Genomic DNA, 22,482 nt, shown 5'->3' on the forward strand with positions numbered 1-22,482 from the left:
GTACGCTTCGATGATCGTCTCCGGCGGTACCTTGATGCCCAGGTTGATAATTTGATAACCGTTGTTTGAAAGGATGATCTCGACCAGATTTTTGCCGATATCATGCACATCACCCTTGACGGTGGCGAGCAAAATCTTGCCCTTGACCGAGGTTTCATTCTTCTCCATGAACTGCTCCAGATGGGCCACCGACGCCTTCATTACTTCAGCGCTTTGCAGCACCTCCGCCACGATGAGCTCATTATTGTTGAACAGCCGTCCGACCTCAGACATTCCGGCCATGAGCGGTCCGTTGATAATCTCTAGCGATCCGTATTTTTTCAGCGCCTCGTCAAGATCGGGGATTAGCCCTTCTTTGCTGCCTTCCACCACATAGGAAGCTAGCCGTTCTTCCAGCGTCAGATTGGAAATCTTCTCTTTCTTCTCCACCTTCTTGCCCCGGAAAGCGGCGACAAAGTCGGCAAGCGTCTGGTCGTTAGTGTTGTATATCAGTTCTTCGGCCAAGCGGCGCTCTTCCTCAGGAATCGAGGCGTAACGCTCCACCTTCTCCGTATTAACGATCGCGTAATCCAGCCCAGCCTTCGTGCATTCGTAGAGGAAGACCGAATTCAGCACCTCCCGGCCCGCTTCCGGCAGACCGAACGACACGTTGCTGATTCCAAGCACGGTATGAACGCCTGGCAGTGCTTCCTTGATCAGGCGGATACCATCGATCGTCTCCTTGGCGGAGCCGATATACTGTTCGTCCCCGGTTCCGACAGGAAATACCAGCGTATCGAATATCAAATCCTCTGGCGCCAAGCCGTACTTGTTGACAAGAAGATCGTAGGAGCGTCTGGCAACGTCGAGCTTGTCCTCCGCCTTGATCGCCTGGCCGCTCTCGTCAATGGTTCCGACGACGACCGCCGCGCCGTACTTGTGAATCAGCGGCGTGACATGCTCGAATTTTTCTTCACCATCTTCAAGATTAATGGAGTTAATAATCGCTTTTCCCTGACTGTACTGCAGAGCCAGATCAATAACCTTTGGATCAGTCGTATCGATCATCAGCGGCACCTTGACCTTTTTCACGACCAGCTCCAGGAATTGTTTCATATCCTCCGCTTCATCACGGTCAGGGTCCTGTACGCAAACATCGACGACCTGCGCTCCGCTCTTCACCTGAGCGCGCGCAATCTCCGAGGCCTCCTCATACTTGCCTTCGACGATGAGCCGCTTGAATTTACGCGAGCCGAGAACGTTGGTCCGCTCACCAATCATGTACGGCCGGTTATCCTGCTCAATGTACACGGGCTCGATGCCCGACAATGCCGGGGAATGGCTTCCTCGCAAAGGACGCGGCTGATATTCCGCCAGCAAATCCGCCATCGCCCGGATATGCGCCGGTGTGGTGCCGCAGCAGCCTCCGGCAATGTTCAGCCAGCCCTTCTCGGCGAAAGCCGCAACCTTGCGGGCCAGCGACTCCGGCGACTCATGATAGTTGCCATTCTCATCCGGCAGACCCGCATTCGGATAGCAGCTGACCGCCGCCTTGGCCATCTCGGACAATGAACGGATGTGGTCGCGCATGAATTCCGGCCCGGTCGCGCAGTTAAGTCCGACTGAGATCGGCTTCAAATGCTCCAATGAAATATAGAAGGCCTCAATATTCTGACCGGCCAGCGTCGTGCCCATCGGCTCAATCGTGCCTGATATCATAATTGGAAGTGTGACTCCGGTCTTCTCAAAAGCATTTCGGATACCGATGCTGCCGGCCTTTACATTCAAGGTATCCTGTGAAGTCTCGAGAAGCAGGGCGTCCACGCCGCCTTCGATCAGGGCAACCGCTTGTTCCTCATAGCTTTCCGTCAGTTCGGCGAATGTTAATCCGCCTGTCACGGACAGCGTTTTGGTAGTTGGCCCCATTGCACCCACAACATAACGCGGACGGTCCGGAGAATCGTACTTAAGGGCAGCTTCCCTGGCGATCGCTGCTGCGGCGAGGTTGATTTCGCGCGCTCTTTGCGGAATATCGTACTCCGCAAGGACAACCGAGGTTGCCCCGAACGTGTTCGTCTCAATCAGATCGGCGCCGGCTTCCAGGTAAGCTTCATGAATATTTCCAATAACCTCGGGTCTGGTCAGCACGAGCATCTCGTTGCAGCCCTCCAGCTCGTCTCCGCCAAAATCCTCCCCGGTTAAAGGTACCTGCTGTATCATGGTGCCCATGGCACCGTCTAAAATCAGAATACGCTGCTCCAGCGCTTCTGCAAGTGTAGGTTTAGCCACTTTCCAATCCCTCCAGTAAAACATTAGAGTAAGTTTAGCAGAATAAAGGGAATTCGGAAAGTCTCCCCCATCGATTATCGCTTAACGGTCAATGATTTGACCGGCATGGAATGCTGCGTTCGGGCAGTTACATGCGAGGTCACGCGGTAGCTGCCCGCCTCTGCCAGTCTCCCTTCAGCCTTATAATACCCGCCGCCTACTGACTTACCGGCCAGCTCAAGCTTTTTTGACTCACCAGCGGTATTTATAATTTCAAACCGTACTTCCTTGGCATCTTCCACTGGCCCACCGCCTTGAGTCACTCTTGCTTCAAAGGTGATTTCTTGATTAACCGAAGCCTCTGGCGGACTCCAGGAAAGCTCGACCTTGATCGGCTCCATTGACATCCCGGACATATTCATGCCGGAATGATTATTGCTCCCGGATGAACAGCCTGCGAGCGCTCCGGCAATCACCAGAAATATTAGAACCCATTTTGCAAGTGGTCTCAGCATATGCAGCCCTCCCGGGTGGCCTCTGTATCCTACGGGATGTAGATTACATCTTACGTTATACTTACGTTAAGTCTGCCTCTCCTATTATACATGGATTGACCGTCTTTGGCAGCCAATGACGCGCTGTTTTCTCATAGAAATGAGATATTTGTCACACATCCAGTTTAATCTTCCATATAAAAGACCGATACCCTGTCATGCAGGATACCGGTCACGAAAAGAACGATATAACGATTGAAGGTTAGAGACTTTGAACCATAGGAAGCAGCTCCGATAAATGCTTGATCTCATAATTAGGGGTAATTTCCGGGTCGGATGGTTTGCCGGTGCGATTGATCCATACCGTTGTAAGTCCTGCAGCCAAACCGCCGCGAATGTCAGTCGTAAGCTTGTCCCCGACCATAATTCCCTGCTCCGGTGTGATATCCAGCAGCTTCAGCGCATGCTCGAAAATGGCCACGTCCGGCTTGCCCTTCCCAAATGTCCCGGAAATGACAATATGATCAAAGAAAGGAATCAATTCGGGCACGCCATCCAGCTTCTCCTGCTGAAGGGCCGGGCAGCCGTTGGTCAGCAGCAGCAGCTTTACCTTCCCGCGAAGCGCAGCTAGAATCTCTAAGGTCTCTTCATAGATGTAGGGACGGCTCCGGCGTTCCGCAGCAAAGCGCGCAGCAAGTGTCTCCGCCAGGCTCTCATCATCAATTCCCACGGCCGCAAGTCCACGGCGCCAGGATTCCTTCCGGTAATTAGGAGCAAGCTGCTCTAGCTTCCGGAACTGCTCCTGTTCTCCGGCTGTAAAATTCGCCCACAGCGCTTCAAACGGATTAATCCCGATCATCTGCGTAAAAGGAAAGGTCTCATAAGACTCATAGAGGCTTCTCGCTTCCCGTCTAACCGCGGCTTCCAGTTCCTTCGGGTCCACGGCTGTGCCCGCCGCTTTGCAGGCGTATTCAAAAGCTTCCTCAATGCTTCGCTCATCCCATAAAAGAGTATCATCCAAATCAAACAGTACGGCCGCAATCGGCATTCCACTACTCCCTCTCTATCAATAAACTTTGCAATTATTGCTCTATACTATTTGCGTTCCACAGGAATACGGTTTAGCTCACCAAAGCGCTCCATCCGCTCGCCCATGACAGCCGTGTCATACCGGTTGATTAACCGCGAGAAAATCCATTGCCCCCGTTTGGCTTTAGGCTTAATGCTAATGGAGCCGCGGGATATGATAATTTTCTCGATGTCAGCTGCCTCAAGGAATCTTTGGCGGTTAAATTTGAAAGTGGAGACCCGTGCCCGTTCAACTTTCAAATAAGGGCGCCGGAAGAACATCATTGCCGCCAGTGCAAAATAGAGCACGACGCCGATCCAATTCATTACCAGGCTGTTTTGGTTGGCTGAAGACGTATCGAACTGGCCAATGGTCCAGTACAAAGCCCCCAGTGCCGCAAGCAGTACGGGAAAAACAATATTGCGTCCCTTGTATACGTCGGTTGGACCGGCCTTGGATGAAGAATTGATGGAATCCTTACCCTCTTTTTTTCTTCTCTTGTTAACCTGCTGCGTGTTGCGTTGAACCATTCTTTCCCAAGAACGGGCCATTTTATTTCCCCCTAGTCTTCCTGAAATATCTATGAAAAGGCGGCTTCGGCTTGATTAATGAAGGTTTTTTCTGCCGTCTCGTTCATTTCCATTGTCATCCACAATTTCAATCGACTCCAATTGAGCGCGGAAATTGCGGCGGACATTGCCAAGGTATATCTCCCGAAGCTTGGCGCGTTCAGCCAATTCCTCTTCGTTAAGCCCGACGCTCTTATGTTTGCGTGCCAGCTCATTAATGCGATTAACCAGTTCATCTATATTCAAAATGTTCCCTCCTAATTGGTGCATAATCGTTCATACCAGCGTCAGCTGTAATTTGAAGAAACCGGTAGAACAGCTTTAAATTCATTCTAACTTTGCCATGAGAAAAAGAGCTTGTCAAGGCGCCCCCCTGAAAGCTCAGTTGTACTGCAATAGACCTGCTGGCCTTCTATAATAAGATGGACTTAAGATTTCCCATCAGGTATCAGTCGTAATTACGAGGAATGTTTGGACTTCCGGCTGCTGTTGTCCCCAGATTTCTTCATTTAAACCGCTCCTCGCGGATGAAATCCGGAGACAAAGGCGGTCGCTATCGCTCCTACAGTTCCAAACTTCCCCTCCGTTACTCCTTACCTTGCTGTCATTTTTCAAAGTTCAATCTTAAACAGTCTGTTATTTGAGCAGTTTGCAAAATTTGTTTCAGTCGCTAAAGGAATTATGCCAATACTCATTTATAGATGGGAATTGACAATATATCTCCTGCCTGAATATCAGAACCGCTCAAATGATTATGCCGTTTAATAGCATCAATATATACGACAGTTCGCATATCGGAAGATTTATTCTTAAGAGCGATACTCCAAAGTGTATCGCCGGGCTCCACTACAATCCGCTTCTCCTGCTGCGGTGAAGATACCGAACTGGCAAATACCTGGCTTACCACGGTAAATCCCGAAATAATTAGAAGAAGCACAATCATCAGCTTAAAAACATCCTGCTGTTTCAATACAATACGGGCTTTCTTGATAATCGCTTTAGTGTTCTTCACGAATGGGTTTGTATGGTCAGAAACCGAGCACCGGCGCGCTGAGACAGCCTTCGGTGTCTCATTATAAATGCTGTGGTATGTACTATATTTCAACATCTATCATCAACCTCCAAACACTTGTTCTTACTTGCAAAATTAATATAGCACGAACATGTGTTTCGATCAAGAGGTTTTTCGAACGATTGTTCCCTTTTATTTTTTAGAACTTATGTTTGTGCGAACGGAAGTTCTATGTTATAATTTTCCCAAACATTACTAGATGGGGTGTATTCCGATGTCAAAGATTTCGAGTCGCCAGCTGGCGATCCTGGAATTTATACGTAACGAAGTTCGCAGCAAAGGGTATCCGCCTTCCGTCCGGGAAATTGGAGAAGCGGTCGGCCTGGCATCCAGTTCTACCGTACACGGTCACCTTGACCGGTTAGAGAAGAAAGGACTTATCCGCCGCGATCCCACGAAACCGCGCGCTATTGAGCTGTTGGGTCAGGAAGACTCTGATAATGTCCATCAATTCGTGCAGACCGTTGCCCGAGTTCCGGTTGTCGGCAAGGTGACCGCGGGTGTGCCGATTACAGCAACAGAGAATATTGAAGATTATTTCCCCCTTCCCACCCATTACGTTGGAGAAAACAAGGTCTTTATGCTATCCGTTATGGGCGACAGCATGATCGAAGCCGGCATTATGAACGGAGATTATGTCATTGTCCGCCAGCAGCAGACCGCCGATAACGGCGATATTGTGGTCGCTATGACAGAAGATGACGAAGCTACCGTCAAGACCTTCTATAAGGAGCGCGATCATATTCGCCTGCAGCCTGAAAATCCGGCCTACGAGCCGCTCCGGCTTAACCGGGTGAGTATTTTGGGTAAGGTGATTGGATTATTCAGAGACATTCAATAGCTTTGCACATTTGAAAGGCGGCCCCGCTTAATGAGGCCGCCTTTTTTCGTATATATTTTTACGGCTAAGCTTTTTGCGCCGCACTACGACATTCAAGGAAATTCGAACGGCATATGCACTCCCTGCATATTTTGTACCGTAAAGGAGTGCTGATCAATGCCAAATTACCGGATCATTGTCGATTTATCCGAGCGCACGCTGCATCTACTGGATAACGATACAGTCGTTCGGAGCTTCCCCGTAGGAATCGGCAAAATGCTGACCCAGACACCCGAGGGTGAATATACCATCGTTAATAAGCAAGCCAATCCAGGCGGACCGTTCGGCGCATTCTGGATGGGGCTTTCCAAGCCCCATTATGGCATACATGGAACCAATAATCCCGCGTCTATCGGTCATCAGGTTTCGCACGGTTGTATCCGGATGCATAATGCCGACGTGCTTGAGCTGGCCCGGATCGTCCCAGTTGGTACAAGGGTTACCATCCGCCAATAGTTATTTAATAAAACCGCCAAACGGCGGTTTTATTATGGAAAGATACGGAGGTATTCATAGAATTAATTATATAATTGACCCGGCTGATGCTCCGGAACGGATTTATAAATCTGCTGCATGGCAGCCATCGCTTCGTTGGAAGCCATGATTACGGGATACTCACCCTTACGGGCCATATACTGCCATACTTCAAATGACTGATGAGAACACATTCGGAATGCATCCTCCAAAAAAGTGCGCAGCTGAGGCGTGGAGCATTCAAATGCGGAATAGGCGTACTCGCGTCCAGCGCGCTTCAAGGTTAGCAAATATGAAGTTGCAATTGCGCGGTCATCCAACTGTTGAAGCTGGACTTTGGGCTCGATCGGCGGGTACTGGATTGAAGGCATGGAAATACCGGTACTCATCTGCAGGGCTGGAACATTCAATGTATCCGGCGAGTACGACTGGTTCGCGAATTCCACCTTCATATTGTAATCCTGCACATGGACTGCGTAGTGACGGGCGATCATTTCTTTGAGCTCAGGGTCTTTCGCCTGACTCAGAAACAGCGCCATGCTCTGAATCGAGTTCGCACAGCTTAGCAGAAGTTCGCTTAATTCGTGGGCTTCATGTGAGCCTAATGGCATATTAAACATCTCCTTTTTTAAAGATAAACTTACTTTTGAAGGACCGATTGAGGAATGTTCACCCGTAGCGTTAGAGGCAGTAGTCATCAATTCAACAGGCAATGCCACAGTGACAGAAATATAATCTAGGCTTTAACCAGCTCAGGCCGCTTTACTTGCAGAGGGGGAGGAATAAGCCAACCCTTTTCCTTGTTCATTTTTAAAATTCGAGCACCGAGGGCCGCTTTGGTGAGATGGTATTTGGCGAATAAAGCGCCGATATCTTCTCTTATGCTTTGTCCCATTATTTGACTGCAAGCAACTAAACCGGCTGCATTGTCTGCTGCAATTTTTGCGGCAATCTCAGGATCTGTAAATCTTGCGCCGACAGGAATATCCTCAAGCTTGGCCTCAGATCTTTCTGGCAAAACCGGGGCGGTAGCAATTCCGTTATCCAAAAGCAATTTATCACACTCACTAATTTCCAGCTCAGCCTGATCGATTAGATTGCCCAGTATTTTCTTTAGCTCCTTATCGCCGGCGTGATTTAAGTATGCCCGGTAAAAAGATACTGTGCCCTTCGCTACCATTGAACTCTGCCATACACTATAAATCTCACCATAATGCATGGGTTCATCCTTTGAATTGCCGCTTAAAATTCCCATTAAGAGTTCCTCCTTATTCTTTATTTTCATACCTTTGCTATTATGCTCGGTGATCCAGGAATAAATGTAACGCAGATTTTGTGAAACGAACAGAAAATCGCCAGTCCCATAAAAAACAAAGCCCCTGACGCTTACAGCGCCAAGGGCTTTGTGTATTAGTACAGCGTAAGGTATTGGTTTCTTTCCCAATCATGTACTTGGGTACGGTAGATATCCCATTCAATTTCCTTCAGCTCATAGAAGTGTGCCAGGGCATGCTCGCCAAGAGCGTCGGTGACTACAGGGTTACGGATCAGTTCACCCAGTGCTTCCTTAAGATCCGCCGGCAGACTCGGGATGCCCTCCTCGACCCGCTCTTCTTCGGACATAATGTAGATGTTGCGGTCAATAGGAGCAGGAAGATCAAGCTGCCGCTTGATGCCGTCCAGACCCGCCTTCAGCATAACCGCCAGCGCGAGGTAAGGGTTGGCTGCCGGGTCCGGGTTCCGAACTTCAATGCGCGTGCTGAGTCCTCTGGAAGCCGGAATGCGGATCATCGGGCTGCGGTTGCTCGCCGACCAGGCAACATAGCAAGGGGCTTCATATCCGGGAACCAGGCGCTTGTACGAGTTCACCGTAGGGTTCGTGATTGCCGCAAACGCCCGCGCATGCTTCAGCAAGCCTGCCATGTAGCTGCGCGCAGTATCGCTGAGACCAAGCTCATCTTTTTCATCATAGAAGGTATTCTCGCTGCCTTTGAACAGCGATTGGTGGCAGTGCATACCCGAGCCGTTCATACCGAACATAGGCTTGGGCATAAATGTGGCATGCAGCCCATGCTGGCGGGCAACCGTCTTAACTACCAGCTTAAACGTCTGGATCTGGTCGGCTGCCTTGATCGCATCGGCATACTTAAAGTCGATCTCATGCTGTCCATACGCGACCTCATGGTGTGAAGCTTCGATTTCGAAGCCCATTTCTTCCAGCGTCAATACGATTTCGCGGCGGCAGTTCTCTCCAAGGTCCATTGGGGCAAGGTCGAAATAGCCGCCTTGATCGTTGAGTTCCGTCGTCGGATTGCCCTTTTCATCGGTCTGGAACAAGAAAAATTCCGGTTCCGGTCCAACGTTCATGGAAGTAAAGCCCATTTCTTTCGCTTCTTTAAGACAGCGTTTCAAAATACCGCGGGGATCTCCGGCAAACGGAGTTCCATCCGGCATATAGACATCACAAATAAGACGGGCAACGCGGTCTTCGGCCACCCATGGAAAGATTACCCAAGTGTCGAGATCGGGATATAAATACATATCGGATTCTTCGATGCGGACATAGCCTTCGATGGAAGAGCCATCAAACATCATTTTGTTGTCCAGCGCCTTCTCCAGTTGGCTTACAGGAATTTCTACATTCTTAACCGTACCGAGCAAATCGGTAAACTGGAGACGAATGAACCGGACATTCTCTTCCTTGGCAATGCGCAAAATATCTTCTTTAGTAAAGCTCACTATACCCTCTCCCTTTCGCGCTTCTGTTTGTGTTATTTATTGAAAAACCGGGATAACTCACCTTGAATGAGAGATACTTGTCCCGGCCTTTTCCCGGAAACCAACTCCTGCTTAAGCAGCCGGTGGAGTTGGGAATCGGACAGCTCTCGCCGCCGGACTTCCGTGTCGGGGGTAATGACGGTAGCTTCTTCGGATTCCTTGGATACCGGGTTCATCACCTGCTTGATACCGGCAATATTAACTCCTTTTTCAATCAATGCCTTAATTTCCAGCAAACGCTCTACATCGTTAAAAGAGAATAATCGCTGGTTGCCCGAGGTGCGCGCCGGAACAATCAGACTATGCTGTTCATAATAGCGGATTTGCCGTGCGGACAAATCGGTAAGTTTCATTACAATTCCAATAGGAAATAACGCCATATTTCTGCGGATTTCATCACCCATGACTCATCCAACCTTCCAATGATCTTTTTCTCATCTCATTGTACATTTTCGGCTATGACGTGTCAATGATATGTAAGATATACTCACAACATTTCTGGTTTCTTCTTACAGCAAATTACGATCCCGCATACTTTGCAGCGCCATCAGCACACCATATTTGACATGCGAATAGGTCAATCCTCCCTGCATGTATCCGATGTATGGGGCCCGAATTGGAGCGTCTGCAGACAACTCCAGGCTGCCTCCCTGAATAAAAGTCCCCGCCGCCATAATGACCGGATGCTCGTAGCCAGGCATGTCCCAAGGCTCAGGAACAGCGTGGCTGTCTACGGCAGCGGCCCGCTGTATTCCCTGGACGAAGGCGATCAAATGCTCGGGTCCGTCAAAAGAAATAGCCTGTATAAGATCGGTCCGCTGCTCCTGCCATGCAGGCTTGGTGCGAAACCCGCAGCGTTCAAACACGGCGGCAGCGAAGATGCTTCCTTTCAACGCTTGTCCGACCGTGTGAGGAGCCATGAACAGCCCCTGATAAAGCCCCCGTGTCGTCCCCAGCATTGCCCCGACTTCGCCGCCGATGCCCGGCGCCGTAAGCCGGTAAGCCGCCAGTTCCACCAGATCCCTTCTGCCGCATATATATCCTCCGGTCTCGGCGATCCCGCCTCCGGGGTTTTTGATCAGGGAGCCTGCCATCAGATCGACGCCGACCTGGGTTGGCTCCATTTCCTCGGTAAATTCCCCGTAGCAGTTATCGACGAAGACGACAGCGCCCGGTGCCATTTCCTTAACTTTGGCCGTCATCTCCCCGATCTGTTGCACCGTAAAAGAAGAGCGCCAGTCATAACCGCGGGACCGCTGGATCCCAATTACCTTCGTCGCGGGCGTCAAAGCCCGCGCAACCTCGGCCCAGTCAACTTCTCCCTCTTTGGTAAGCGCCGTTTCCCGGTAGGAGATGCCGAAATCCGCCAAAGAGCCTGTCCCGTCGCCCGGCTTGCCGATCACCTTATGCAAAGTATCGTAAGGCCGCCCGGTAATGTACAGCAGTTCGTCCCCCGGCCGGAGTACGCCGAACAGCGCAGTGGAGATCGTATGCGTTCCCGAAGCGAAATGAGGCCGCACAAGCGCCGCTTCCGCACCGAATACATCCGCATATACTAAATCCAGCACCTCCCGGCCTCTGTCATTATAGGCGTAGCCCGTTGAGCCGGCAAAGTGGAAGTCGCTGACTTGGTGGCTCTGAAAAGCTTCGATTACTTTCCACTGGTTAAGATCCACAATCCGGTCAAGAGTTCTGACCGCTTCCTGAATCTCTGCTTCCGCCGCTTCCGCCGCTTGTAAAATATCTTCTGCAAATACTGCCATTTACGTCTGTCTCTCCTTACATACACTTCCCATGATCATAACAGTAAGCGGCAGTAGGCTGTCGCTTATAAATCTGTAAAATAGGATGCTATTGTTAATAAAGCGATAATAATCCCTAGGGATGTACCGAGTTATAGCGCTGTTCAAATTTACTGCTATTAATCCCGGCCTGCCTGATCCACGAAATCGGTCAGCAAATATCCCCATTTTTCATAATCATCCTTGTTCACCCGCACGCTGTATAGGATATCGTTCTCCTCGAAGGACTGATCCAGCACATCCCCCACTCTATACAGGAGGGAAGTCAAATCGCCCCGGCTGGACGGAATCCGGAAGCTGAGCGTATCTCCGGCCAGCTCATTCTGAATGGTGTCTGCAATCCGGGCAAGATCCTCCGAATTAAAGGCACTGACCTTCATAAAGCCCGGACCTCCAGGCAGCATCTCAAGCTGTTCGGGCCGGCAAAGATCGCTCTTGTTGAACAGAACAATCTGCGGCTTCTCAGCCGCGCCAAGGTCCTCCAATATGGACTCCACAACCTCTATTTGATCTTCCCGCATCGGGGAAGAGGCATCGACTACGTGCAGCACCAAATTGGCCTCGTTAACCTCCTCAAGCGTCGCCCGGAACGAGGCAACCAGATCATGCGGGAGATTCTGGATAAAGCCAACAGTGTCTGTCAGCACAACGCTCTTTCCGCCAGGCAGCTCTAGCAGCCGGGATGTCGGGTCCAGCGTAGCGAACAACTGGTTCTCGATGTAAACGTCCGCATCGGTCAGCTGCTTGAGCAACGTGGACTTCCCGGCATTCGTATAGCCAACAAGAGCCACCTGAACCACTCCGCTCTTGCGCCGCCGCTCGTGGTGAAGACTCCGTGTCTTCACCACTTCATCAAGCTGGCGTTTCAGCTCGCCGATCCGGTCCCGGATATGCCGGCGGTCCGTCTCCAGCTTGCTCTCCCCGGGTCCTCTTGTGCCGATGCCGCCGCCCAGCCGGGACAGATTCTTGCCATGCCCCGACAGGCGCGGCAGCAGGTAAGACAGCTGGGCCAGTTCCACCTGGATAATGCCCTCCCGGGTCTTCGCCCGGCCGGCAAAAATGTCCAGAATGAGCTGCGTGCGGTCAATGATCTTCAGGTCTAGAGCTTCCTCCAGATTACGTACCTGAGCACCCGACAGCTCCTGATCGAAAATCGCCGTGTTGGCGCCTAGCCCATCGGCAGCCATTCGAAGCTCCTCGACCTTGCCTTTGCCGATGAACCATTTTGAATCCGGTGTCTCCTTATTCTGGCGCAGCACGTCAAGCACTTCAACCCCGGCGGTTTCCGCCAGCTGAACCAGCTCCTGAAGTGAATACTCGGGATCAATCCCGGTCCGTTTGACCTCATCGGTCACAAGGCTTACCAGAATCGCCCGGTCCTGTATTTCTGTATTTGTCTCATGCGTCATAGTCGCCATGTGCATTCTCCTTTTGCGGAATATAAGAACTTATGTACTGAGCGCATCTCTATCATAGTCCTTATATTTTTACGAGAAACGGCTGCCTTATACGATACTGTATCGCGTACTTAGAAAGAGAACCTTTCCCTTTTAGGGCGGCGCAGCCGTTTCTTCTTAGCTGATTCGTTTCCCGCAGCCTGATTTACAGCTTGAAATCCTCGGTTCGCAGGGTCATCAGCTCCTGCTTGCCGGGACTGTTATGTTCATACTGATTGAGCAGCCTTACGGCCTGACTGCGTACTGCTTTTTCGATCGAGTTGCGCACATAACGCGCATTGCTGAAGGCATGCGGGCTCTCCTCTTTCTCCACCATCAAATGCTGCTTTAACTTGAGTATCGCCTGCGGCATCAAAATGTAATCACGCTCCTTCGCCATAAGCTCGGCGATTTGCAGAAGCTGGTCGATCGTATAATCCGGGAACTCGACCTGGATCGGAAAGCGCGAAGGCAGCCCCGGATTGCTCATGAGAAAATAATCGATCTCACTGGAATATCCCGCCAGAATAAGCACGAACTGACTGCGATGATCTTCCATCGATTTGACAAGCGTATCGATCGCTTCCTTGCCGAAATCCTTATCGCCGCCGCGAGCCAGGCTGTACGCCTCGTCGATGAACAGAATGCCGCCAAGCGCTTTTTTGACGAGATCCCGGGTCTTCTGCGCGGTATGCCCGATATATTCGCCTACAAGATCGGCCCGCTCCACCTCGATAAGATGTCCTTTGGTCAACACACCCATACGCTGAAACAATTTCGCGACTATACGCGCCACCGTCGTCTTGCCGGTACCCGGGTTCCCCTTAAACACCATGTGATAAGCCTGGCCGCCGCTTGCCAGACCCGCTTCACTGCGCATTTGCGCAACCTGAAGCAGTGCGTATATCTCGAATACAAGCTCCTTAATGTTGTCCAGACCTACCAGCGCGTCCAATTCTCCCCCGATCTCCTGGAAAAGACCGATTTGGGCATTGCTTTTGGGAGACGCCGATTCGCTGATCGCCGATGTTCCGCTCACAGCCGGTGTTTCGTGATTACGCAATACGATATTGATTTGCCGCGATGGTCTGCCTTCATCCCGCCCGCTTGAAGCAGCGCTGCGTATATTCATGGGTTCACCTCATTACTTAGGGCTGAGTATTCTACTCAAGTCTATTCCCAAGGTTCAGGCGTTATTAGCAGATTCGGCATTTTCCCTTAACGGGCACTAAAGATCTGTAGAAGCTTCCATTTCGTGTAGGCCAATATCTCCCTCGTCTTATACTTAGCCATCGACATCGTCTCCGAATCGGTTAATCCGAGCTCAGGCCTCAAATACCCAAGTGATTCTGCCACCTCAAGCGCTCTGCGGCCATGAAAGGTATGGGTGATCACCACCGCCGTGGACCAATTTTCCCGCTGCATAATTTTCTGGCTGAACAGGAGGTTCTCGTAGGTTGACGTCGCTTTGTTCTCCACGGCAATCGCGCTGTCCGGCACGCCCCCGGCAATCAGATAATTCCGCATTCCCTGACCTTCCGTATATTGATATCCTAGTTTATCAAGCCCGCCGCTAACGATAAAACGAGAAAAAAAGCCCTGTCTATACAGCTTCAACCCGTAGTCAAGCCGCTCCTTAAGCCCGGGACTGGGCTCATCGCCCCACATTGCCATACCGAGAATAATGCCAACATCCGCCTTCTTCATTGGGGAGGTCGTCTCCGCCTGATTGATGATGATCAACACATAAGTGCTCCATAACATACCGACAATCAGCAGAACGGCAGCTGTAAACACCATGATCCGCTTAAATCGCCATTTCTGTCCGCCCGCCGCACTGCTGCGAATCGGCGATGAGTCTAGAGCATACCTTTGCATCTAAAATTTCCTCCTGAATTCCCCGTGATGAAACAATTCGGAGCGATGCTTTAGAGATAGAGTGAAAAAAGGAAAGGCGTGCGCGTCAATACTTTGCATGATCCTTCTGGCGGTATTCCAGGCTAAATTGTAATCGCTGTCTGAAATATCTCCCCGCTCAAGCGCCTCTTCAAGCTCATCTTCATCCAGTAAGAACACTTCTCCGTTCCACAGCACCACTACATCCAGGTACAGATCGTCAAACCAGGGCACCCCCTGATCTGTTACCCCTTGAACCTTGCAGGTGTCGATATACCACTGGATAATATTTTGCCTTTCATCGAACATCGCCGTAACAATATAATGACTGTCCTTTGGATAATACTGCAGCCACGAATAGCCCTTGTCCGCAATGCGGTATGTATGCCGGCCATAGCTTTTCCAGAGCGGCTCCTTCAATCCGTAAATCGTGTAAAGGGTGATGTATCCGCTGAATTCCCGGCTTTCCATATAGCGGCAGGCAAACCCGCGGCGCGTAATCCGGCGCCAGTTGGCCCGGTCTCCGAATTTACGTTTCATATAATAACCCTTTCCATTATGGTGTCTTCAGCTTACCACATTTAGGAGTCGCACTCAAAACCTTAAGCTGTAAAAAAGAAAAGCTCAGACAGGCCGGACCAACCGTCACTGACGGAGGGTCAAGACTGCCTGAGCGGCGTTAATTTAAAGCAAAATCCGCGCTATTGCGCCGGAACTGCTTCGTTCACCGGTCCGTCTCCTAGGGCGGCAGCCGGATCGCTGCCATCTCTAGGTACGGCTGCGTCCGCAGGACTTGCGGGCGGGGCAAGAGATGGTGACGGCGAAGGGCTCGGCTGCACCGGAGCGTCCGAGTTACCGCCGTTATTGCCATTCCCGTTGCCATTTCCATTACCATTACCGTTGCCGTTTCCGTTGCCATTCCCGCCAGTTCCGTTATCCGGGCTCGGTTCGGCTGAACTGCCGCCGGTACTGTTGTCGCCGCCACCCTCAGGCGTAGCCGTCGGCAGCTCAGGAATAACTGATGGCGACGGTTCAGCCGACGGTGACGGTTCAGCCCCCTCTATCAGCACCGATGCGATATTGGAAGGATCGCTTTCTAATCCCTGATCCGGATAATATACCCTCACATAGTACTCATAGGTAAGACCGGCCATGGCGCTTAGATCAGCAGCATTAGGCGTCAGCGTATTGATCAGCGGACTGAAATCCGCTTCCGATGTCTCTTTGCGGTAGACCCGGTACTCCGCACCCGGAGTATCGACAGGCGTCCATGCCAGATTGACGGTTCCCGTCTGTGAATCATATTGGGCGGTTAACCCGCTGGCTGGCCCATTTTGAACCACTGGCGATTCGGAAGGTGTGGGAATATCGACATTATCCGGTCTCGGGAACGATTTCTCCGGATAATTCTTCACGACCTCCTGCATTACCTTGCCCCAGAATGCGGCAGCCAGCGGACTGCTGTGCTTGAGCAGATGCTGACGATCGGGATTGTCATATCCCATCCAGACCGCTGCCGTAAGCTCCGGCGTGTAGCCGACGAACCAGACGTCGCGGTTGGATTCAACGCCTCTGTAACCGCTCTGGGTCGTTCCGGTCTTACCCGCAACCGGACGGTCGATTCTCGCTTTTCTGCCGGTACCGCTCTGCACGACCTCCTGCATCATCTCAGTCATCTGGTAAGCGGTGCTTTCCTTCATGACGCGTTCGGCGTTCGTGTTCGCTTTATAGACGGTTTCTCCTGTGCTGTCCTTAATGGATTTGATCACATATGCCTGCCTCAATTCACCGCCATTGGCGAACGCGGTATAGGCCTGGGCCATCTCCAGCGTATTTGTGCCTTTGGACATGCCGCCCAGCGCGAGCGACAGGTTTTTGTCGTCATCCTCCAGACCGATGCCCATTTTTTTGGCAAAATTGAAGCCCGTTTTCACCCCGATCTCGTTAAGGAGCCATACGGCGGGGATATTCTCCGATTTCGTCAGTGCTTCGGTCATGCTGATGGATGACGAATAACCGTGCAGATTGGTCGGACAGTAATCGCCAAAGCACTGCTTGGCGTTGCTGATCTGCGAGTTCATCGAGAATTGGTCCGATTCGATCGCCGGAGCATAAGATACGATCGGCTTAATCGAAGAGCCCGGAGACCGCCGGCTGTTGGTAATGCGGCTGTACCCCTTTTTCTCGTAATTGCGTCCCCCGAGAAGAGCGACAATACTGCCGTTCTCCTGGTTGATAATGACCATTGAGCCTTGGACCGGCTCGCTGTCGACGCTTTTTTCAAAATTGTCGCTGTCGGCAAATGCGTCCTCGACCGTCTGCTGCGCATCTTTGTCCATGGTCGTGTAGATTTTGTAACCGCCAATATTGAGATCGTCTTCGGAAAGACCGAATTTGTCCTGAGCCTCGTCGATCGCATAATCGATAAAAGCCTGATATTTCTGCTGCTTCGCCGGCGGCTTATAGTTGTAATTAATATCCTTCGCTTGATTCATTTCCTCTTGGGTAATATACCCCTGTTCATTCATCAGTTGAAGCACTACCGCTCTGCGTTCCTTGGAAAGCTCGGGGTTACGAAGAGGGTTGTAACGGGAAGGACCCTTCGGCATCGCCGCCAGCGTCGCGATCTGCCACAGCTTCAGCTTGCTCAGGTCGCTTTGCCCGAAATAGTGCTCGGACGCGGCCTTGATGCCGTAGATGGTGCCGCCAAAGTTAATCCGGTTCAGATACATCGTAATGATCTCATCCTTCGACCTATGACGCTCCAGCGCCATAGCGATGGACATTTCCGTAGCCTTACGGAAGAACGTTTTGTCCCGGGTTAAAAAGATGTTCTTGGCCAACTGCTGCGTAATCGTGCTGCCACCCTCCACCATGCTGCGAGCGACAACGTCCTTAACGGCCGCCCGTCCGATCGACCACAGATCGACCCCGCTATGCTCATAAAACCGTCTGTCCTCCGTCGCGACAAATGCTTCCTTGATAATCTTTGGAATTTGGTCACTATCGACGGGTTCGCTCTTTTCTAATGACAGTTCACCCATCAGATTCGCGTTCCGGTCGTAAATCTTGGTTGTTGGATTGACCGTCAGCTTACCCTGATTCTCATTAAGCAGCTTCTCCCCGTTGATCGTGATGAACAGGTAACCGCCAAGCGCGCAAAAGATGGCTAAAGCCGTTGTAAAAAACAGCGTCCAAAAGACGCGCTTACGGGTCAGCCTTTTCTTCTTTTTCGGCTTGGGCGGTTGTCCGCCTCCCCCTTTTCTGTGGCGGTTCGACCGAAGGATTTCGTCGTTCGACATGTTGCCTCCTACTCCCCTATAAAAGGTCATAAGTTTTATTTGTCTCGGAATGAAAAGAACAACCTTATTCAGGTTGCTCTCTCACCCTCTATTCAAACGAATCATAAGCAAAAAGGTTTCGCTTCGAACACAATCTGGCGGTATTGGCATAAGCCCTCGGCTGCGGAAATTATTCTTCGGTAGCGTTGTCCTGCATCAAGGATACGCTGCGCTGCGGAGTAAATGTTGAGATCGCATGCTTGTACACCATTTGCTGGCGCCCGTCGCTGTCGATCACGATCGTGAAATTGTCAAACGCTTTAATGATTCCCCGGATTTGAAAGCCGTTGGTTAAATATACTGTAGCAGGGATATTTTCTTTCCGAAGTTGGTTCAAGAACGTATCTTGGATGTTAATGGACTTGTTCATATGCCGTACCCCCAATGGCTCAATTAGATTGTTCAGAAGTATATTCAAGACCTGAAAGAAACTTTCCTGCTATTATAGCATGTATTTTCGAGAAATTCTCAGAAAAGTTTCCGCTGCCCGTAACATCGATCCACTGAATATCCTTCATATGGCGAAACCATGACAGCTGTCTTTTGGCGAAACGGCGCGTATCCCGCTTAAGAAGCACCACCGATTCTTCTAGTGTCATCTCTCCCTCAAGATAGGCGGCGATCTCCTTGTAGCCGAGCCCTTGCATGGAAATGAGGTTCCTGCCGCAGCCCCGATCCATCAGCCCCCTAACCTCTTCGACCAGCCCTTCCGCCAGCATTTCGTCGATTCGCTCTTCAATACGTTTATATAGTATTTGCCTGTCCATTGTCAAACCGACGAGGCAAAGGTCATAGGGAGACTCCGGTTTCTGGGCTGCCGGAGACTCGGACAGCGGCGTATCGGTCTGCCGGTAAATCTCGAGCGCGCGGATAATTCTCCGCCGGTCATTCGAATGCAGCCGGGCCGCGCTGGCCGGGTCCACTTCGGCTAATTTCGCGTGGAGGGCCAGCGCGCCATGTTCCTCCGCATAACGGTCCATTTCCGTGCGGAAGGCCTCGTCAGCGACCGCCTCGGAGAAGCGAAAACCGTAGCAGAGAGATTCAATGTAAAGGCCCGTACCTCCAACTATGAACGGCAGCTTGCCCTTGGCGGAAATCTCGCGGATCAGTCTGCGGCCCTCATTCTGAAATTCGGCGACCGAGTAAGGCTCCAGCGGATCGTGAATATCAATCAGATGATGGGGGATGCCCTCCATCTCGGACGGCTTGATCTTGGCCGTTCCGATATCCATGCCGCGGTATACCTGCATCGAATCGCCGGATATAATTTCCGCGTTGAATGCCTTGGCGATCGTAAGGCTGAGTCGTGTCTTGCCGACAGCGGTAGGGCCGAGCAGCACCAGCACCTTCGGTTTAGCTTCATTGGTCAATTCGGATCACCCCGTACGATGTTTTGGCCCCCGGGCGAAGCAATTCTTCAAACCCGAGCCGGCTGAACTCGCCGCTGCCTCTTTTCTCTTTCAGCACCACCGTTTTGCGCGCAACCCGAGCCGCTGCAAGCACGCTTTCCCGGGACAGCGAGGCGCTGTTGGCGTATCCGCGAAGCGGAGAAATTGCCGCCGAATCCTCCAGAGGCTCGCGGAACATCGGATCGAAATAGACGATATCCACGCTGCCGTCCGGGAGGCTCGCCAGGTAGCTCTTATGATCGCTGTGAACAACATTGATCCGGCGCAGCGCGGCGTCCACTTCCTCTATTCCGGAAGTGTAATTAGCCATCCCTTCTGCCAGCAGGGCGTAGAGCGGCAGGGAACTCTCCAGCGCGGTAACGCGGGACCGTTCTCCTCCGCGCACCGCAAACAGCAGAGCGTCCGAGCCCAGTCCCGCCGTGCAGTCCAGCACACTGTCGCCGGGAGCCATTCCCGCCGAATCCAGCATCGGGTCGCCTTCGCCCTTCAATACCCGCTTGGCGCGTACAAATCCCATGCTGGGATGAAACTGAAGCTGCGGACGGTCCGGCCGCAGCAGTCTTACTCCCTCCAGCAGCACAACGAGCACCTCGCCGCCGCCATAATGCGAGAAGAGTTTATTCATGGATAGGTTGCCGCGCTGTACGTAGGGAACACCGAGGCGTTCCGCCAGCCTCTCGGCACGCGCGGCAACCTCGGTTAGCGGGCGGTCGCCCGTAGTTATAATCATGGTGCCTCCATATACTTAATCTTCGTAATTATAATTAATGTCATTCACTATTTATCACATTACCCTTTTGAAGAGCTTCTCCAGATCGTATGCCGAAAAAGAAATGACAATCGGTCTTCCGTGCGGGCAGGTATAAGGCTGCCGGCAGGCCGACAACCGGGAAAGCAGACTCTCCACTTCCTGCTCCGTCAGCTTCTGGTTCGCCTTAATCGATGCTTTGCAGGAGCATAGGATGGATGATGCTTCCCGCAGCTTGGCGAGGTCGATGCTCTTTTCGCCCAGCACCCATTCCGCCATTTCCTCAATAATCTCTTTCTCATCCCCTTTCGGGAACCAGTAGGGATGCGAACGCACCAGAAACGTCTGGCCGCCGAAAGGCTCCAAGTAGACGCCGGCCTGCTCGAACCACTGCAAGCGCTCAGCAAGCAGCCTGCTCTCCGCCGGAGTAAACTCCAGCGTAATCGGCAGCAGCAGCTCCTGTGAGGCTTCCGCCGGGCGGCCGAACTTCTCGTAATAGAATTCGTAATTGATGCGCTCGTGAGCCGCGTGCTGGTCGATCAAATACAGCCCTTCATCGTTCTGGGCGATAATGTAAGTTCCGTGATGCTGGCCGATATAAGTCAGCTCGGGAAATGGTGGCAGGCCCGTATTCCCGCTTCCGGCAGGAGCCCACAGCTCTTCGGTTCCCGGCAAAGCCTGAGCCGGACGTGAAGCTGTTCTGGAATCGGAGCGGTATCCTCCACCGTATGGGGCTCCGTCGCGCAGCTGGGCCTCCGAAGCCGGACGGTCCGGATAAACGGCATCCCGGCCTCCCCCGCGCGTCATGGACGAACCATCCGCTTCATAGGGAGCAGACGGGAAGGAGGCCGCATCAGCAACGCCTGCCAAAGGGCCGGAATATGGACTTTGGCCGCGCCGGGCGCCCCCTTGTCCCGGACTGTCTTCTGGAACCGTCCTGCCTGCCCGGTTACCCGGAGTTTCGCCTGCTCCCGCTGTTGCTGTAAACCCAAGCTGGTCCGGGCTTGTCTTCGGCATTCCGTCCGCGGCCGAGGAATTCGGCGCAGCCTTCGGAAAGGCAAATTGCTCCTGAATGAATGAAGTGCTGCCTTTGGGCCCGATTGGTTCTCTACCAGGGCGCGGAATTAAATTCTCACCGAGCAGAACCTTGCGGATTTCCTGCTCCACGAACTGATACAGCTCGGTCTCCTTGCTGAACCGCACCTCCAATTTCGCCGGGTGCACGTTGACGTCCACCAGCGAAGGGTGCATGTCCAGCTTCAGCACGAGCAGCGGATAGCGGTTAATCGGCAACAGCGTGTGATAGGCGCGCATAATGGCCGCATTCAACCCGTTGCTGCGAATATAACGGCCGCCCACAATCGTCGTGACCGCGTTACGGTTGGACCGCGTCCATTCCGGGCGGCTGACAAGCCCTGAAATCCGGTAGTCCGGATCTTCCGCCTGTACGGGCAGCATGGCTTTCGCTGCCGAAGTTCCGTAAACGGCGGCAATGACTTGAAGCATATCGCCGTTCCCCAGCGTATGCAGCAGCTGGTTGCCGTTATGATGCAGTGTGAATGAAATCCCTGGATGGGCGAGCGCCATCCTGTACATGGCGTCGGAAATATGGCCCAGTTCGGTCTGGATGCTCTTCATGTATTTCAGCCTTGCCGGGGTGTTGTAAAATAGCTCCCTGACATTCATCTCTGTCCCCCGGCTGCGGGCGGCATCTTCATTCACCGTCAGTTTGCCGCCCTCGATCTCAAGCAGCCGTCCCCTGCCGTCGTCAGAGCTCGCGGTCAGCAAGGAAACTTTAGCCACGGCGGCGATACTGGGCAGCGCCTCGCCCCGGAAACCGAGACTGGTGATCTGAAACAAATCCCGGCCGTTCGCAATTTTACTCGTTGCATGGCGGTAAAAGGCAGTCTCGCAATCCTCCGCTTCAATGCCCGATCCGTTATCCTTGACCCGGATGCTCTGCAGTCCGCCTTCCTCCACAGCGACTTCGATCCGGGTGCTGCCCGCGTCAATGGCGTTCTCCACAAGCTCTTTCACCACCGAAGCCGGCCGCTCTACGACCTCCCCGGCGGCAATCTGGTTGGCGATATGCTCGTCCAGCACATGGATTTTGGCCATTTACGTTCACCTCCGATTCGGTTTCCCTCTATTTCTTTTTGATCTTCATTTTCAAATCGTTCAGCAATTGCATGGCCTGCAGCGGCGTCATATTCATCAGATCCGCCCCGCTGACCGCAGCCATAATATCGTCGGCTACCCCATGACCT

General features: G+C 52.2%; 22 protein-coding genes. 2 read left to right on the forward strand and 20 right to left on the reverse strand.

The genetic code is table 11. The features are described from left to right. The 6 genes from L691_RS0104015 to yneA form a co-directional block, all read right to left on the reverse strand. The coding region (locus tag L691_RS0104015; RefSeq protein ID WP_025688913.1) for a homocysteine S-methyltransferase family protein at positions 1-2,268 on the reverse strand (2,268 nt) is incomplete at its 3' end. A gap of 74 nt (positions 2,269-2,342) precedes the next feature. Next, positions 2,343-2,762, reverse strand: a complete 420-nt coding sequence (locus L691_RS0104020; RefSeq protein ID WP_025688915.1) for a FixH family protein — start codon at positions 2,760-2,762, stop codon at positions 2,343-2,345. A gap of 241 nt (positions 2,763-3,003) precedes the next feature. Beyond that, entirely contained in the window at positions 3,004-3,789 is a 786-nt protein-coding gene (locus tag L691_RS0104025) for an HAD family hydrolase (protein WP_025688916.1), read from the reverse strand. Positions 3,790-3,836: 47 nt separating this feature from the next. Continuing rightward, positions 3,837-4,361: a hypothetical protein gene (locus L691_RS0104030; RefSeq protein WP_025688917.1), complete on the reverse strand. Its 525-nt coding sequence runs from the start codon at positions 4,359-4,361 to the stop codon at positions 3,837-3,839. Positions 4,362-4,415: 54 nt separating this feature from the next. Further along, entirely contained in the window at positions 4,416-4,625 is a 210-nt protein-coding gene (locus tag L691_RS0104035; protein WP_025688919.1) for a DUF896 domain-containing protein, read from the reverse strand. Positions 4,626-5,070: 445 nt separating this feature from the next. After that, positions 5,071-5,487 carry a cell division suppressor protein YneA gene (yneA, locus tag L691_RS0104040; RefSeq protein ID WP_025688920.1) on the reverse strand — a complete coding sequence of 139 codons (417 nt, stop codon included), beginning with the start codon at positions 5,485-5,487 and terminating at the stop codon, positions 5,071-5,073. A gap of 178 nt (positions 5,488-5,665) precedes the next feature. Here yneA and lexA point away from each other — a divergent pair, with 178 nt between their 5' ends. Continuing rightward, entirely contained in the window at positions 5,666-6,292 is a 627-nt protein-coding gene (gene lexA / locus L691_RS0104045; RefSeq protein ID WP_025688921.1) for a transcriptional repressor LexA, read from the forward strand. Between the two features lie 156 nt (positions 6,293-6,448). Then, on the forward strand, positions 6,449-6,787 hold the full coding sequence (locus L691_RS0104050) for a L,D-transpeptidase (protein WP_025688923.1): 339 nt from the start codon (positions 6,449-6,451) through the stop codon (positions 6,785-6,787). Positions 6,788-6,849: 62 nt separating this feature from the next. Here L691_RS0104050 and L691_RS0104055 read toward each other — a convergent pair whose 3' ends face one another. From L691_RS0104055 to mutL, 14 genes are all read right to left on the reverse strand, one after another. Further along, on the reverse strand, positions 6,850-7,416 hold the full coding sequence (locus L691_RS0104055; protein WP_025688925.1) for a spore coat protein: 567 nt from the start codon (positions 7,414-7,416) through the stop codon (positions 6,850-6,852). A gap of 125 nt (positions 7,417-7,541) precedes the next feature. Then, positions 7,542-8,060: a DUF3231 family protein gene (locus L691_RS0104060; protein WP_025688927.1), complete on the reverse strand. Its 519-nt coding sequence runs from the start codon at positions 8,058-8,060 to the stop codon at positions 7,542-7,544. A 155-nt stretch (positions 8,061-8,215) separates the two neighbouring features. Then, a complete protein-coding gene (gene glnA, locus L691_RS0104065; RefSeq protein WP_025688929.1) occupies positions 8,216-9,544 on the reverse strand; it encodes a type I glutamate--ammonia ligase in 1,329 nt (442 codons plus the stop codon). Positions 9,545-9,576: 32 nt separating this feature from the next. Continuing rightward, entirely contained in the window at positions 9,577-9,987 is a 411-nt protein-coding gene (locus L691_RS0104070) for a MerR family transcriptional regulator (RefSeq protein WP_019910684.1), read from the reverse strand. Positions 9,988-10,092: 105 nt separating this feature from the next. Beyond that, positions 10,093-11,346 carry a methionine gamma-lyase family protein gene (locus tag L691_RS0104075; RefSeq protein WP_025688933.1) on the reverse strand — a complete coding sequence of 418 codons (1,254 nt, stop codon included), beginning with the start codon at positions 11,344-11,346 and terminating at the stop codon, positions 10,093-10,095. 158 nt (positions 11,347-11,504) lie between these two features. Then, positions 11,505-12,803 (reverse strand): GTPase HflX, encoded by a 1,299-nt coding sequence (hflX, locus tag L691_RS0104080; RefSeq protein ID WP_025688934.1) that lies wholly within the window; start codon positions 12,801-12,803, stop codon positions 11,505-11,507. Positions 12,804-12,987: 184 nt separating this feature from the next. Continuing rightward, complete coding sequence (locus L691_RS0104085) at positions 12,988-13,953, reverse strand: AAA family ATPase (RefSeq protein WP_025688935.1); 966 nt, start codon at positions 13,951-13,953, stop codon at positions 12,988-12,990. Between the two features lie 86 nt (positions 13,954-14,039). Further along, on the reverse strand, positions 14,040-14,699 hold the full coding sequence (locus L691_RS0104090; RefSeq protein WP_025688937.1) for a YdcF family protein: 660 nt from the start codon (positions 14,697-14,699) through the stop codon (positions 14,040-14,042). Next, positions 14,700-15,257 carry a DUF402 domain-containing protein gene (locus L691_RS0104095; protein ID WP_025688939.1) on the reverse strand — a complete coding sequence of 186 codons (558 nt, stop codon included), beginning with the start codon at positions 15,255-15,257 and terminating at the stop codon, positions 14,700-14,702. It abuts the gene before it with no gap. A 161-nt stretch (positions 15,258-15,418) separates the two neighbouring features. Further along, a complete protein-coding gene (locus L691_RS0104100; RefSeq protein WP_025688940.1) occupies positions 15,419-18,019 on the reverse strand; it encodes a transglycosylase domain-containing protein in 2,601 nt (866 codons plus the stop codon). A gap of 169 nt (positions 18,020-18,188) precedes the next feature. After that, complete coding sequence (hfq, locus tag L691_RS0104105) at positions 18,189-18,428, reverse strand: RNA chaperone Hfq (protein WP_025688942.1); 240 nt, start codon at positions 18,426-18,428, stop codon at positions 18,189-18,191. A 19-nt stretch (positions 18,429-18,447) separates the two neighbouring features. After that, complete coding sequence (gene miaA, locus L691_RS0104110; protein ID WP_025688943.1) at positions 18,448-19,428, reverse strand: tRNA (adenosine(37)-N6)-dimethylallyltransferase MiaA; 981 nt, start codon at positions 19,426-19,428, stop codon at positions 18,448-18,450. After that, positions 19,418-20,197 carry a class I SAM-dependent methyltransferase gene (locus L691_RS0104115; RefSeq protein WP_025688944.1) on the reverse strand — a complete coding sequence of 260 codons (780 nt, stop codon included), beginning with the start codon at positions 20,195-20,197 and terminating at the stop codon, positions 19,418-19,420. The genes miaA and L691_RS0104115 overlap by 11 nt, the downstream gene beginning before the upstream one ends. A 54-nt stretch (positions 20,198-20,251) precedes the next feature. Then, on the reverse strand, positions 20,252-22,333 hold the full coding sequence (mutL, locus tag L691_RS0104120) for a DNA mismatch repair endonuclease MutL (RefSeq protein ID WP_025688945.1): 2,082 nt from the start codon (positions 22,331-22,333) through the stop codon (positions 20,252-20,254). Positions 22,334-22,482 lie beyond the last annotated feature (149 nt).

The sequence above is a fragment of the Paenibacillus zanthoxyli JH29 genome, from assembly GCF_000520715.1.
Taxonomy (GTDB): domain Bacteria; phylum Bacillota; class Bacilli; order Paenibacillales; family Paenibacillaceae; genus Paenibacillus_AQ; species Paenibacillus_AQ zanthoxyli.